Here is a 12,296-nt window from a genome sequence, read left to right as displayed (position 1 = left end):
GAGAACTCTCCCATGTTGAAACGCTCCCTGGCGCTCGCCGCCGGCATCGCCCTGTCCCTGTCCGCCGCGCTCGCCCACGCCGAAACCCTGAAAGAACTCAAGGTCTCGGCGATCCCCGACGAGGCGCCCACCGAGCTACTGCGCAAATTCAAGCCGCTCGGCGCCTATCTGGAGAAGCAACTCGGCATGCCGGTGAAGTTCGTCCCGGTGGCCGACTACGCCGGGGTGGTCGAGGCGCTGGCCGCCGACCGCCTGGACATGGCCTGGCTGGGCGGCTTCACCTTCGTCCAGGCGCGGCTGAAGACCGGCAACGCCATCCCCCTGGTGCAGCGCGAGCAGGACCAGCAGTTCACCAGCAAATTCATCACGGCCGATCCCCAGGTGAAATCCCTGCAGGACCTGAAGGGCAAGACCTTCGCCTTCGGCTCGGTCTCCTCCACCTCGGGCAGCCTGATGCCGCGCTACTTCATGCAGAAGGACGGCATCGTCCCCGAGCAGTTCTTCTCCCGCGTCGCCTACTCCGGCGCCCACGACGCCACCGTAGCCTGGGTCCAGGCCGGCAAGGTCGACGCCGGCGTGCTGAACGCCTCGGTCTGGCAGAAGCTGGTGGACAGCGGCAAGGTCGATACCGCCAAGGTCAAGGTCTTCGCCACCACGCCGACCTACTACGACTACAACTGGACCGTGCGCGGCAACCTCGACCCGGCCCTGGCCGAGAAGATCAAGCAGGCCTTCCTCGCCCTCGACCCGGCGAAACCGGCCGACAAGGAGATCCTCGACCTGCAGGCCGCCAGCCGCTTCATCGAGACCAATCCGGACAACTACAAGGGCATCGAGGAGTCCGCACGCGCCGCCGGCCTGCTGAAGTGAGCCTGAGCCTCGACGGCGTGGACCTGGTCCACGCCGACGGCCAACGCGCCCTTGCCGACATCCGCCTGCGCCTGGCCGCTGGCGAACGGGTAGCCCTGATCGGACCTTCCGGCGCCGGCAAGACCAGCCTGCTGCGGGTGCTCGCCAGCCAATGGCGGCCCAGCGCCGGCCGTGTCGAACTGCTCGGCGAGGAGCCCTGGGCGCTATCCGCCGCCGCCCGCCAACGCCTGCGCGCGCGCATCGGCCTGGTCCACCAGGCACCACCGCTGCCGCCACGGCAGCGGGTGGTCAGCGCGGTACTGGCCGGGCGCCTCGGCCAGTGGCCGCTATGGAAGAGCCTGGTCAGCCTGGTCTATCCGCTGGACCGCGCCGGCGCCCACGACGCACTGCAACGCCTGGATCTCGGCGACAAGCTGTTCCAGCGCTGCGACCAGCTTTCCGGCGGCCAGTTGCAGCGGGTCGGCATCGCCCGGGTGCTCTACCAGCGCGCCGAGCTGATCCTCGCCGACGAACCGGTCTCGGCCATGGACCCGGTGCTCGCCGGCCATACCCTGGCCTTGCTCAACCGCGAGGCCGCCGCGCGCGGCAGCACCCTGCTGGCCAGCCTGCACGCGGTGGACCTGGCGCTGCAACACTTCCCCCGGGTGATCGGGCTGCGCGCCGGACGCATCGCCTTCGACCTGCCCGCCGGCGAAGTCGACCGCGCCGCGCTGGACGCCCTCTACGCCAACGAACAACTGCAGGCCGAGCGCGCCAGCCCGGCCGGCGAACCCGCCGTGGTGCACATCCCACGATGCTGAACGCCGCTTCTCCGCCGCGCGACCCGCCGCCCTGCCGCGCCTGCTGCTGACCCTGGCCGCGTTGCTGCTGCTCTGGCCGGGGCTGCGCCTCAGCGAACTGGATATCCCCGGCCTGTTCAGCGGCGACAACGCGCGCACCATGGGCGGTTTCCTCGCCGGCTTCTGGCCGCCGGCACACGATCCCGGGTTCCTCGCCCTGCTCGGCCGCGCCACCCTGGAAACCCTCGCCATCGCCACCGCCGGCATGGCCCTGGCCTGGCTCCTGGCGTTTCCCGCCGCACTGCTGGCGACCCGCGCCCTGTCGCTCTCGGCACTGCCGCGCGGCGGCCTGCCGGCCTGGTGGGCACGGGCACTGCGCTGGCCGGTGCGCGGCCTGCTGATCCTCCTGCGCAGCGTGCCGGAAATCGTCTGGGCGCTGCTGTTCGTCCGCGCCGTGGGCCTGGGCCCCACCGCCGGGGTGTTGGCCATCGCCATCACCTATGCCGGCATGCTCGGCAAGGTCTACGCGGAAATCTTCGAGTCGGTGGATCCGCGCCCCACCCGCGCCCTGCTGCTGGGCGGCGGATCGCGGCTGGCGGCGTTCGCCTACGGGGTGCTGCCGAACGCCGCCGGGGAAATGATTTCCTACACTGTCTATCGCTGGGAGTGCGCGATCCGTGCTTCGGTGGTGATGGGCTTCGTCGGCGCCGGCGGCCTCGGCCAGCAGATCGACCTGTCGCTGCGGATGTTCGCCGGCGGCGAGGTTGCCAGCATCCTGCTGACCTTCCTCCTGCTGGTCCTCCTCGCCGACCTGCTGAGCCGCTTCCTGCGCGGGAGGCTGGCATGAGCCGGACCTGGCGCCTGCTGCTCTGGCCGCTGCTGGTGGTGGCCGCGGTGGGCGCCTCGTTCGCCTATCTGGACATGGACACCGCAGGTCTTTTCAGCGGCAAGGGACTGGGCCAGATGGCCGCCTACGCCAGCGAGTTCTTCCCGCCCGACCTGTCCGCTCCGCACCTGCGGGCGATTGGCCGGGGGCTGCTGGAAACCCTGGCCATGTCGGCCATCGGCACCCTGCTGGCGGCGCTGCTCGGCCTGCTCTTCGCGCTGCCGGCGGCAGGTCGCTTCGGCGTGCCGGCGCAGAGCCTGGCGCGACTCCTGCTCAATGCGCTGCGCGCGGTGCCGGAGCTGGTCTGGGGCGCGCTGATGGTGCTGGCGGCCGGGCTCGGGCCGAACGCCGGGACCCTCGCCCTGGCGCTGCACACCGGCGGCGTGCTCGGCCGGCTGTTCGCCGAAGCCCTGGAGAACACTCCGGCGCAGCCCGCCGAGGCCTTGCGCCTGGCCGGCAGCGGTCGCCTCGCTGCATTCGCCTATGGCACCCTGCCGGGGGTCTGGCCGCAACTGGTGGCCTATACCCTGTACCGCTGGGAGAACAATATCCGCATGGCCAGCGTGCTCGGCTTCGTCGGTGCCGGCGGGCTCGGGCAGATGCTCTATTTCAGCCTGAGCCTGTTCCAGCAGGCCCAGGCCGCCACGGTGATCCTGGCCATGCTGGTCCTGGTGCTCGGGGTCGACAGCCTGAGCGCCTGGGCGCGGCAGCGCTGGGTCAGCCAATAGGAAGACGCGCCGCCGCGCCCGTTCGAGGAAATTTACGAAGCCCGCCGAAGATCGGGCATCATCGGTGCTCGGAGCCATCAGGGAGGCACCCCGCCTCCAGGTGTCCAGGGAGAGGAAGGAACCATGCGCAAACCACTGCTATCCGCATTACTGCTGGGCCTGCTGGCCCTCGGCGGCTGCAGCCTGCCCCAACAGCAGGCCGGCGCGCCGACCGAGCAGCGGCTCGGCACCCAATGGGGCGAAGGCGTCGCCTCGCCGGTCACCTCGGTGGCCCTGCGACGTCTATCGGAGCAACCGGTCGATCGCCGCCAGGTGTTCTACAGCGCGAGCCGCTTCGATGGACGTGCCATCAAGGAACTGCCCCTGGCCAAGGGCAGGGTGGGCTTCGCCGTACTCGACGAGGATGGCGGCAAGTTCGACCTCGTGCAGCACCGCAGCACCCTGCAATTGCAGGGTCGTGAAGGCCAGCGCTACCGACTGTGGCTGAACAACCTCGGCAGCGCGACCTACGAGGTGGTCGCCACGGTAGACGGCCTGGACGTGCTCAACGGCCAGCCGGGCAGCCTGAAGAACCGCGGCTATGTGCTGGAACCGGGCGAGAGCCTGGTGATCGAGGGCTTCCGCAAGAACGAACGGGAAGTCGCGGCGTTCCGCTTCGCCAGCCCCGACGATGCCTACGCCAGCAACAGCACGGCCGGCGACAGCCGCAACCTCGGCGTGATCGGCGTGGCCCTGTTCGAGCTGGACGCTCCGGCCAGCGGTCGCGAGGCGCCGGCCGACGGACCGCAGGCATTTCCCGCCGACGCCCGGAACGGCGGCGGCTACGCGCCGCCACCACGCTATCGCGACTGAGGCATCTTCACGAAAACTGCGCGGCGGCGTTCCTTCATAAGCAATCCATCTCACAGGAGCCGCCGATGAACCGCTTTTCACTGCCCCGCCCCGACGCACGCCAGTGCGTCGCCGGCCTGGGTTTCTCCGCCCTTCTGCTGCTGGCCTCCTCGGCCAACGCCGCCGCCTGCCGCGACATCACCAGCGTGCAGCAAAGCGCCGACGCCACGCGCAATACCTCGATGGGCGGCCACGTGACCCAGCACATCTACGGGATGACGCCGCCGTCCGGCTCGTCGCAGAAAGACAAGACCCTGTTCAAGTCGAGAGGCAACTACGACGCGGCCTGGCGCCAGTACAGATACATCGACAATCCGGTGGCCTGCAGCGGCAACAGCAAGTTCCAGGTGGTTTCCCTGGAGAAGCTGCACATGGGCAAGATCGATGCCTACTCCTGCAAGCAGGCCGACGGCCAGGGCGCCTGCACGCGCTGGGATACGTACATGGCCAAGGAGATTTCGTACGGTTTCGTCCTGAAGGACGGCAAGTGGATCCTCAATACCCTCTACCCGGTTCCCCTCGACTAGGGCGCAGGCCGTCCGCGCCGGCCGCCCCATTGCAGGGAGCCGGCGCGGCCGTCCGGGTCAGAAGGTCAGCGTGCCCAGGCCCATGCCCGGATCGCTGAAGCCGGAGCGACCATCTTCCATGCGACCGCTGAAACGCCGCAGGAAGCTGTCCGCCCCCTGCGCGCTGACGCTGAAGTCGTACCAGTTGCCGCTGCTGCGCAGCGAATAGCGGACTTCCCGGCGCTGTCCCGGCGGCACGTTGACGGTACGCCGCTCGCCCTGGCGATAGACGTTGTCCTTGACCGTCAGCTTGACCGGATGGCGGCCACGGTTGATCAGTTGCACGCGCAGGTTGCCGAACAGCGGCTCGTAGTCGATCCGCACTTCCGGCAGCGGCGCCTTGCGCTCCGCCAGGTCGCGCCGCAGGTTGCCGCGAAAGACCCGGAGGAAACCGTTCGGACCGTGCACTTCCAGGTGGTAGTCGCCGCTGGCGTCGCCCTGGAAGCTGTCGTGCAGGCGCTTGCGCGCGCCGACGGTGTAGCGTTTCGGCGGGTTCTCGCTGTCGAGCAGGTCGAACACCTGGAACACCGCGCCGGCCTTGCCGGTGTTGGCGAAGGTCAGGCTCAGCGCATCTCCGCCGCTGCGGTAGCGCGCATGCACGCCCAGCTCGTAGGGCAAGGCGCGGGCCGGACGGATGCCCATTTCCTGCTTGGGCATGGCGGCCACCGCCGGCGGCTTCGGCTTCGGCAGCTTGATCTGGCTGGCGACGATGGCGTCGGCCTGGCTGGTGTCGGGCAGTTCGGGGAACGGCTCGTTGTTCGGGTTGGCGAAGTTGAACGCCGAGGTCAGGTCGCCGCAGACGGCACGACGCCAGGGACTGATATTCGGCTCCATGACCCCGAAGCGCTGCTCCAGGAAGCGGATCACCGAGGTGTGGTCGAACACCTGGGAGTTGACCCAGCCGCCCTTGCTCCACGGCGAGATCACGTACATCGGCACCCGCGGGCCGAGGCCGTAGGGCTGGTTGCGATAACGGATATCGCCCTTGGTGTGCCATTCGAGGGTGGCGTCGGCGGTGGTCTTGCCGCGCAGCGTGCCGTCCTTGTTCAGGCTCGGCGCGGCCGGCGGGGCGACGTGGTCGAAGAAGCCGTCGTTCTCGTCGAACATCACCAGCAGCGCGGTCTTGCTCCAGACCTCCGGGTTGGCGGTCAGCGCGTCGAGTACCCAGGAAGTGTACTCGGCCCCCCAGATCGGGCTGGACGGGCCGGGGTGTTCGGAGTACTTGGCCGGGGCGACGATCCAGGACACCTGCGGCAGGCTGTTGGCCAGCACGTCGCGCTTCAGCGCATCGAGCTTCCAGGTGCTCAGGCCGTTGACGATCAGCGGCGAGTCAGGCGCCGCGGCGCGGTACTGGCGGAAGCCGATCAGCGGGTTGTCGGAGAAGTTGTCGGCCATGTCCTGGTAGACCCGCCAGGTGATGCCGGCAGCCTGCAGGCGCTCGGGATAGGTGGTCCAGGTGTAGCCCTGCTCCACCGGGCCGTTGCTGTCGTGGTCGTTGGTGGTTACCGGACCACCGTGCTGGCCGAGCGGGTCGTTGGTGCCGGTCCAGAGGAACAGCCGGTTGGGGTTGGTGCCGCCCTGGAACGAGCAGTGATAGGCGTCGCAGATGGTGAAGGCGTTGGCCATCGCGAACTGGAAGGCGATGTCCTGCTCCTTGTAGTAGCCCAGGGAACGCTCGGTCTTGGCCGGCAACCACTTGTCCATGCGCCCTTCGTTCCAGGCCTGCTGGGCGTCCGGCCAGGTGTGCGGGGTGCCGTCGACGCGCTGGGCGCTGGTGGTGCTGGTGTCGAAGTGGTAGGGCAGGATCTCGCCCTTGCTGCCCTTCTGGTGCCAGACCCGCTGGCCATCGGGCAGCGGGATCGCCATGCGGTCGCCGAAGCCGCGGACGCCCTTGAGGGTGCCGAAATAGTGGTCGAAGGAGCGGTTCTCCTGCATCAGGATCACCACGTGCTCGACGTCCTTGAGGTTGCCATGCCGGCGGTGCGCGGGAATCGCCAGGGCCGCCTGGATGCTCGACGGCAGCATGCTGGTGGCGACGGTGGCGCCGACCGTACCGGCGGCCAGGCGGATGAAGCTTCTTCTGCTTTTCGAAATCATCGGGGGACTCACCAGGTCAGGGTGTGGCACAGGGCTGCCGAGCGCATCCATGACGCCCGCAGGCTCACTCGGCAGCAAGCTGTTCGAACCCCGACGACGCTAGTGAGGGAAAAAGACGCTTTGGTTTCAACACGCTTTGCAACAACTATTCATGCCAACTTCATCACAATTTGAGATCAAGATTTTGGTCTAGGCCAGATTCCACTTGACAGCCTTCGCCGGCACTCTCCTCACGCTCTTCCCCGCCATTGCAGGAGCAATACCCCCGCCACCACCAGCGCCAGGCCGAGATAGCCCTCCCAGGACAAACGGCGCACCGGGAAACCGGCCCAGCCGAACTGGTCGCAGAGCGCCGAGACCAGCATCTGCCCGGCCACCACGCACGCGATGAAAGTGGCGGCACCCAGGCGCGGCGCGACCAGGATCGCCACCGTCAGGTAGGCCGCGCCGAACAGCCCGCCGAGCCAGCTCCACCAGGGCGCGCCGCCGAGGCTGGCGGTAGCCGGCAGCGGCACCCGCACCAGCAGCAGGCCCAGGCTGACCACCCCGAGGCTGACGCCCAGCGAAGTCAGGCTGGCGCTCAGCGGATGGCCGAGCAGGCGCCCGAGCAAGGCGTTGCTGCCGGCCTGCAGCACCACCATGCCGCCCACCGAAACTGCCATCAGTACCATCAGATAATTGGGCATGCTGATTCTCCTCCTCCGGCCCTTGCCTCTGGAGCAGAGTTTTTGCTATCCACTTCGCGAATGGAAATCGATAGTTGGTACACCTTCCATGCAGCAGATTCATGACCTACGCCGTATCGACCTCAACCTGCTGGTGGTGCTCGACGCGCTCCTCAGCGAGCGCCACGTGTCCCGCGCGGCGCAGCGCCTGGCCATGTCGCAGCCGGCGGTCAGCCACGCCCTCGGGCGTCTCCGCGAACTGTTCGGCGATCCACTGCTGGTGCGGGTGAAAAGCCGCATGCAGTTGACCAGCCTGGCGCTGGAGCTGGCGCCGAAGCTCCAGGCCAGCCTCGACCAGGTACGCGGGGTGATCGGCGGGCCGACCTTCGAACCGGTGCGCAGCCGACGCCACTTCCGCCTGGGCATGTCCGACTACGGCGCCTGGGTGGTGCTGCCGGCGCTGCTGCGCCAGCAACAGGCGCTGGCGCCCGGGGTGAGCTTCGGGATAGTCCAGGAACCGCGCCTGGAAACCGCCCGTCAGGTCGCCGAAGGACAGCTGGACTGCGCGCTGGGGGTATTCCCCCTGCTTCCGGAGGGCGTGCGCGCCAGGCGCCTGTTCGAGGAGCGTTTCGTCTGCGTCTGTCGGCGCAGCCTGTTCGACCGCCCCGACGGCCTGTCCCTCGACCGCTACCTGGCGGCCCGCCACGTGCGCGTCTCGCTACAGGACAACCCGGCCGAGGAAGTCGACAGCGCCCTGGAAAAACGCGGCCTGCGCCGGCAGGTGGCGCTGACCCTGCCGCACTTCACCGTGGCCCCGGCGCTGCTGGCCGGCACCGACCTGGTACTGACCATCGCCGAACGCACCCTCGAAAGGTTGCGGCTACCCGAGGAACTGGCGCTCTGCGAGCCGCCGCTGGCGATCCCGCGCTTCGACTATGTGCAGATCTGGCGCGGCGACGCCGAGCGCGAAGCGGCCGGCGCCTGGCTGCGGGAACAGATCCAGGCGGCGGCGCGGAAGATCTGAAGAAGAGTCAGGAAGGCTTTTCCAGCTTGCGCAGCATCTCGCCGACACGCTCGCCGAGCATTTCGTTGGCCGACAGCTTGAGGCCGCGCGCCAGTTCCACCTGGACCACGTGTTCCGCCAGCGGGCGCAGGCGCAGGAACACCTTGGCCAGCTCCTGCAGGTCCGGCGCCCCGGGCAGCAGGTCGGTGCCGCGGCCGTCCACCAGGTGGGTGACGATCAGGCGGACGATTCCCGCCGCCAGATGCTCGGTGTCGCTGCGCAACTCGCCGAGTTGATCGAGCAGCGCCTCCAGCGGGATGCCGCTGCGGTACAGTTCCAGCCCGGCCTGGAACAGCCGTGGACTGGGGATCTTCATGCGCTCGCCGTCGAACAGCAGCAGGCCCAGCGCCTGGGCCTTGTCGATCACCCGGTCGTTCAGTTCGTCGCCGAAGATCGCCTGGAGTTCGTCGAAGCCGATGCTGCCGGGCGTCTCCAGGTTCCACTCGCCGATGATCGCCTGGTCCAGGCCGAGCACATGGTCGAGGTCGCGGCCCTGTTCCCAGGCTTCCAGCAGTTCCTTGATGTTGGCGCTGGAATAGCCGCGCTCGAGCAACTGGCTGATCAGCCGCAGGCGCTTGAGATGACTGTCGAAATACACGCCGATCCGGCCGCGCCGCTCCGGCGGCGGCAGCAGGCCGCGGTCCTGGTAGGCGCGTACGTTGCGCACGCTGCTGCCGGCCGCGCGAGCCAGTTCGTCGACGCTGTATTCGCGGGCATCCTCGGCGGACGGCTGCTCGCCACGTTGCAGCAGGCGCTGCAGAAGGGTCAGGGGTGTGCTCATGGAGGCGGATCATAACGAGGCCCGCCGAACGGCCACAACCTCCGGGGGCGCAACGCTCTTTGCCGGCGTCCGGAGGCGCGGGCGCCAACCAAAGACTGGACTCGTCGGTCAGCCGCTTCTCCGGCACCACCGCCAAAACCCGGGGGAAACGTCCCGAGCCTTCTGCCCCGGGCCTTCCGGCGCCGGTAGCAAGTGCCGTAACACCGGCGTGAAGAGACTTCCCAGGGCTGGCGCAACGCCTGCTTATGGGCCAGCATCAACCATGACATCAATCAATGTCACAATAACGACAAGCCAGCCTGGAGAGAGCCATGTCCCAAGGCGCCTGGGTACCCACTCCCGACGATCTCGATCACTTCCGCCAGGTCCAGCGACTGGCCTATACCTGCTGCGAAACCATCCACGGCGAACTGCGCGCCGGCATCAGCGAGAGGGAAGCCGCGGCGCTGATGAAGACCTGGCTGCAGGATCATGGCGTCGACGACTGGTTCCACCAGCCCTTCGCCTGGTTCGGCAGCCGCACCTCGTTCAAGGGCTTCGACGGCCTGCGTCATCTCGGTGGCTTCAACCTGGCCTTCTACCCCGGCAAGCAGCGCCTGGAGGAAGGCATGCCGTTCATCCTCGACTGCGCGCCGACCCTCGGCGCCTATACCGCCGATGTCGGCTACTCCGGCGCACTAGGCCACAACCTGTTGCAGGAGCGGCTGATGGACGACCTGCTGATACACCGACGCACCATCCTTGACCTGGTCCGCGAACGGCGCCCCCTGGCCGAAGTCAGCCAGGCGGTCGACCGGCTCTGCGTGATCCAGGGCACCCTGCCACGGCACAAGGCCTATCCCTTCGAAGTGCTCGCCCATCGCGTGGAAAAGCTCGGCAACCGCCGCGGTCCCTCGGTGGCGCGCTTCGGCGTGCGCAACCTGTACACCCTGACGCGCAACGCGCTGGTCACCGGCAAGCGCGAAGGCTGGTCGCCGCTGTGGTCCAGCGGCAAGCGGTCCGAGCACCCGCCGACGCCCGGTCTCTGGGCGGTGGAACCGCACCTGGGGCTACGCGGGGTGGGCGCCAAGTTCGAAGAACTGCTGGTGGTCACCGAAGACGACGCCTACTGGCTCGACGACGACCTGCCGCACGTCCGCCGCTGGCAGGCGCGCGGACTGCTGCCGCAAGCACGGGAGGCCGCATGAACGCGCTCCTCGCCCTCCCCGACCTGCAGCCGGAACGCCTGTTCGTGCAATCCGGCGACGTGCGCCTGGCGGTTCATTGCTGGGGCGCGCCGGACAACGGCAAGCCGACGCTGCTGATGGTGCATGGCTACCCGGACAACCACGAGACCTGGCTGCCGCTGATCCGCCAACTGGCCGGGCGCTACCGCATCGTCGCCTACGACGTGCGTGGCGCCGGCGCTTCGGACAAGCCACGCTGGAGCCGCGACTACCACCTGCAGCGGCTCAGCGAAGACCTGCAGGCGGTGATCCGCACCACCAGCCCGGACCGCCCGGTACACCTGCTGGCCCATGACTGGGGCTCGATCCAGACCTGGGAAAGCGTCACCGATCCGCAGTGCCGACCGCTGATCGCGTCCTATACCTCGATCTCCGGGCCCTGCCTGGACCATGTCGGTTTCTGGATGCGCGAACACCTCAGGCAGCGCAGTCCGAAGGCCCTGAAAGCGGTATTCGGCCAGTTGCTCCACTCCTGGTACATCGCCTTCTTCCATACCCCCGTCGTACCCGAGCTGCTCTGGAGCGCCGGCCTGGCCCGGCTCTGGCCGCAGTTCCTGAAGCACGCCGAAGGCGTCCGCCATCCGCAGGTCAACCCGACCCAGGCCAGCGACGGCCGGCACGGGGTCAAGCTGTACCGCGGCAACTTCATCCGCAGCCTGTTCCGTCCGCGCAAGCGCCACACCGAAGTGCCGGTGCAACTGATCGTACCGACCCGCGACCGTTACGTCGGCGCCCAGCTGTTCCAGCACCTCAGCCTGTGGGCGCCACGCCTGTGGCGGCGCGAGGCGAGCGTCGGCCATTGGCAACTGCTGGCCGAGCCGGAGCAACTGGCCGGCTGGCTCGGCGAGTTCATCGACGCCCAGGAAACCGGCGAGTCGCCGCCGGCCCTGCAACGCGCCCAGGTCCGGCCCGACGCGCGCTCGATGAACGGCAAGCTGGTGGTGGTCACCGGCGCCGGCGGCGGCATCGGCCGTTCGACCCTGCTCAGCTTCGCCGAGCGCGGCGCCAGCCTGCTCGCCGCCGATCTCGACCTGGAAGCCGCCGAACGCAGCGCCGAACTGGCCCGCGCCCTTGGCGCCACGGCCCATGTCTACCAGGTCGACGTCGGCGATACCCAGGCCATGGAGACCTTCGCCGAGTGGGTGCGCGACACCCTCGGAGTCCCGGATGTGGTAGTCAGCAATGCCGGCATCGGCATGGCCGGACCGATGCTCGACACCTCGCCCGCGGAATGGGAGCGCCTGCTGCGGGTCAACCTGTGGAGCGTGATCGACGGCTGCCGCCTGTTCGGCCGGCAGATGATCGCGGCGAACAAGCCGGGGCACCTGGTCAATGTCGCCTCCGGCGTGGCCTTCGCGCCGTCGCGCAACTACCCCGCCTACGCCACCAGCAAGGCCGCGGTACTGATGCTCAGCGAATGCCTGCGGGCGGAACTGGCCGGACGTTCGATCGGAGTCACCGCGGTGTGCCCGGGCTTCGTCGATACCGGCATTGTCCAGGCCACCCGCTTCGTCGGCATGGACGCCGAACGCCAGGCACGGCGCCAGGCGAAGATCCAGCGCTTCTACAAGCGACGCCGGCTCAGCCCGGACACCGTCGGGGAAAAGCTGGTGCGCGCCGTGGAGCGCAACAAGGCGGTGGTCTCGGTGGGCAGCGAGGTGCACCTCGGCGCCCTGCAATGGCGCTTCGCGCCCTGGGCCACGCGGTTTCTCGCGCGCTTCGACCTGACTTCCTGAGAGCCTGC

Annotated in this window: 11 protein-coding genes and 1 pseudogene; 9 read left to right on the top strand and 3 right to left on the bottom strand. The window is 68.6% G+C overall.

Going from position 1 to position 12,296, the window contains the following annotated elements; genetic code table 11:
- The first annotated feature begins 12 nt into the window (after window positions 1–12).
- The 6 genes and pseudogenes from AT700_RS08225 (at window position 13) to AT700_RS08200 (ending at window position 4,681) form a co-directional block, all read left to right on the top strand.
- Complete coding sequence (locus AT700_RS08225) at window positions 13–870, top strand: putative selenate ABC transporter substrate-binding protein (protein WP_003113155.1); 858 nt, start codon at window positions 13–15, stop codon at window positions 868–870.
- Window positions 867–1,670, top strand: a complete 804-nt coding sequence (locus AT700_RS08220; RefSeq protein ID WP_003119655.1) for a phosphonate ABC transporter ATP-binding protein — start codon at window positions 867–869, stop codon at window positions 1,668–1,670. Before AT700_RS08225 ends, AT700_RS08220 begins: the two co-directional genes overlap by 4 nt.
- Window positions 1,664–2,496 (top strand): annotated as a pseudogene (locus AT700_RS08215) (PhnE/PtxC family ABC transporter permease). Before AT700_RS08220 ends, AT700_RS08215 begins: the two are co-directional and overlap by 7 nt.
- Window positions 2,493–3,263 (top strand): phosphonate ABC transporter, permease protein PhnE, encoded by a 771-nt coding sequence (phnE, locus tag AT700_RS08210; RefSeq protein WP_003091685.1) that lies wholly within the window; start codon window positions 2,493–2,495, stop codon window positions 3,261–3,263. The pseudogene AT700_RS08215 and the gene phnE overlap by 4 nt, the downstream one beginning before the upstream one ends.
- 123 nt (window positions 3,264–3,386) lie before the next feature.
- Window positions 3,387–4,115 (top strand): hypothetical protein, encoded by a 729-nt coding sequence (locus tag AT700_RS08205; RefSeq protein WP_023096518.1) that lies wholly within the window; start codon window positions 3,387–3,389, stop codon window positions 4,113–4,115.
- 65 nt (window positions 4,116–4,180) lie between these two features.
- Window positions 4,181–4,681 carry a hypothetical protein gene (locus AT700_RS08200; RefSeq protein ID WP_023096517.1) on the top strand — a complete coding sequence of 167 codons (501 nt, stop codon included), beginning with the start codon at window positions 4,181–4,183 and terminating at the stop codon, window positions 4,679–4,681.
- A gap of 57 nt (window positions 4,682–4,738) precedes the next feature.
- Here the strand turns inward: AT700_RS08200 and AT700_RS08195 are convergent, their stop codons facing one another.
- Entirely contained in the window at window positions 4,739–6,817 is a 2,079-nt protein-coding gene (locus AT700_RS08195; RefSeq protein ID WP_003113149.1) for a phosphocholine-specific phospholipase C, read from the bottom strand.
- Between the two features lie 230 nt (window positions 6,818–7,047).
- The gene (locus AT700_RS08190; RefSeq protein ID WP_003091697.1) at window positions 7,048–7,503 is read right to left on the bottom strand and encodes a DMT family transporter; all 456 of its coding nucleotides are present in this window, start codon (window positions 7,501–7,503) and stop codon (window positions 7,048–7,050) included.
- 88 nt (window positions 7,504–7,591) lie between these two features.
- Here AT700_RS08190 and AT700_RS08185 point away from each other — a divergent pair, with 88 nt between their 5' ends.
- Window positions 7,592–8,506, top strand: coding sequence for a LysR family transcriptional regulator (locus tag AT700_RS08185; protein WP_003113148.1), 915 nt, complete (start codon window positions 7,592–7,594; stop codon window positions 8,504–8,506).
- Window positions 8,507–8,513: 7 nt separating this feature from the next.
- On the opposite strand, the gene AT700_RS08180 is transcribed toward AT700_RS08185, so the two are convergent.
- Complete coding sequence (locus AT700_RS08180) at window positions 8,514–9,212, bottom strand: MerR family transcriptional regulator (RefSeq protein WP_003119652.1); 699 nt, start codon at window positions 9,210–9,212, stop codon at window positions 8,514–8,516.
- Between the two features lie 425 nt (window positions 9,213–9,637).
- On the opposite strand from AT700_RS08180, the gene AT700_RS08175 reads away from it, so the two are divergent.
- Both AT700_RS08175 and AT700_RS08170 read left to right on the top strand, forming a co-directional pair.
- Window positions 9,638–10,513, top strand: a complete 876-nt coding sequence (locus tag AT700_RS08175) for a M24 family metallopeptidase (RefSeq protein WP_003091703.1) — start codon at window positions 9,638–9,640, stop codon at window positions 10,511–10,513.
- Window positions 10,510–12,288: an SDR family oxidoreductase gene (locus tag AT700_RS08170; RefSeq protein ID WP_048520871.1), complete on the top strand. Its 1,779-nt coding sequence runs from the start codon at window positions 10,510–10,512 to the stop codon at window positions 12,286–12,288. The genes AT700_RS08175 and AT700_RS08170 overlap by 4 nt, the downstream gene beginning before the upstream one ends.
- The last annotated feature ends 8 nt before the right edge of the window (window positions 12,289–12,296 follow it).

The sequence above is a fragment of the Pseudomonas aeruginosa genome, from assembly GCF_001457615.1.
In the GTDB taxonomy this organism is placed as follows: domain Bacteria; phylum Pseudomonadota; class Gammaproteobacteria; order Pseudomonadales; family Pseudomonadaceae; genus Pseudomonas; species Pseudomonas aeruginosa.
The sequence above is the reverse complement of the archived record's forward strand: the minus strand, read 5'-3'. Positions and strand labels throughout refer to the sequence as shown.

Excerpts from the sequence above, each read along its gene's own strand:
- AT700_RS08225 (WP_003113155.1), top strand. The coding sequence starts at position 13 with ATGTTGAAACGCTCCCTGGCGCTCGCCGCCGGCATCGCCCTGTCCCTG.
- phnE (WP_003091685.1), top strand. The coding sequence starts at position 2,493 with ATGAGCCGGACCTGGCGCCTGCTGCTCTGGCCGCTGCTGGTGGTGGCC.
- AT700_RS08205 (WP_023096518.1), top strand. The coding sequence starts at position 3,387 with ATGCGCAAACCACTGCTATCCGCATTACTGCTGGGCCTGCTGGCCCTC.
- AT700_RS08200 (WP_023096517.1), top strand. The coding sequence starts at position 4,181 with ATGAACCGCTTTTCACTGCCCCGCCCCGACGCACGCCAGTGCGTCGCC.
- AT700_RS08195 (WP_003113149.1), bottom strand. The coding sequence starts at position 6,817 with ATGATTTCGAAAAGCAGAAGAAGCTTCATCCGCCTGGCCGCCGGTACG.
- AT700_RS08190 (WP_003091697.1), bottom strand. The coding sequence starts at position 7,503 with ATGCCCAATTATCTGATGGTACTGATGGCAGTTTCGGTGGGCGGCATG.
- AT700_RS08185 (WP_003113148.1), top strand. The coding sequence starts at position 7,592 with ATGCAGCAGATTCATGACCTACGCCGTATCGACCTCAACCTGCTGGTG.
- AT700_RS08175 (WP_003091703.1), top strand. The coding sequence starts at position 9,638 with ATGTCCCAAGGCGCCTGGGTACCCACTCCCGACGATCTCGATCACTTC.
- AT700_RS08170 (WP_048520871.1), top strand. The coding sequence starts at position 10,510 with ATGAACGCGCTCCTCGCCCTCCCCGACCTGCAGCCGGAACGCCTGTTC.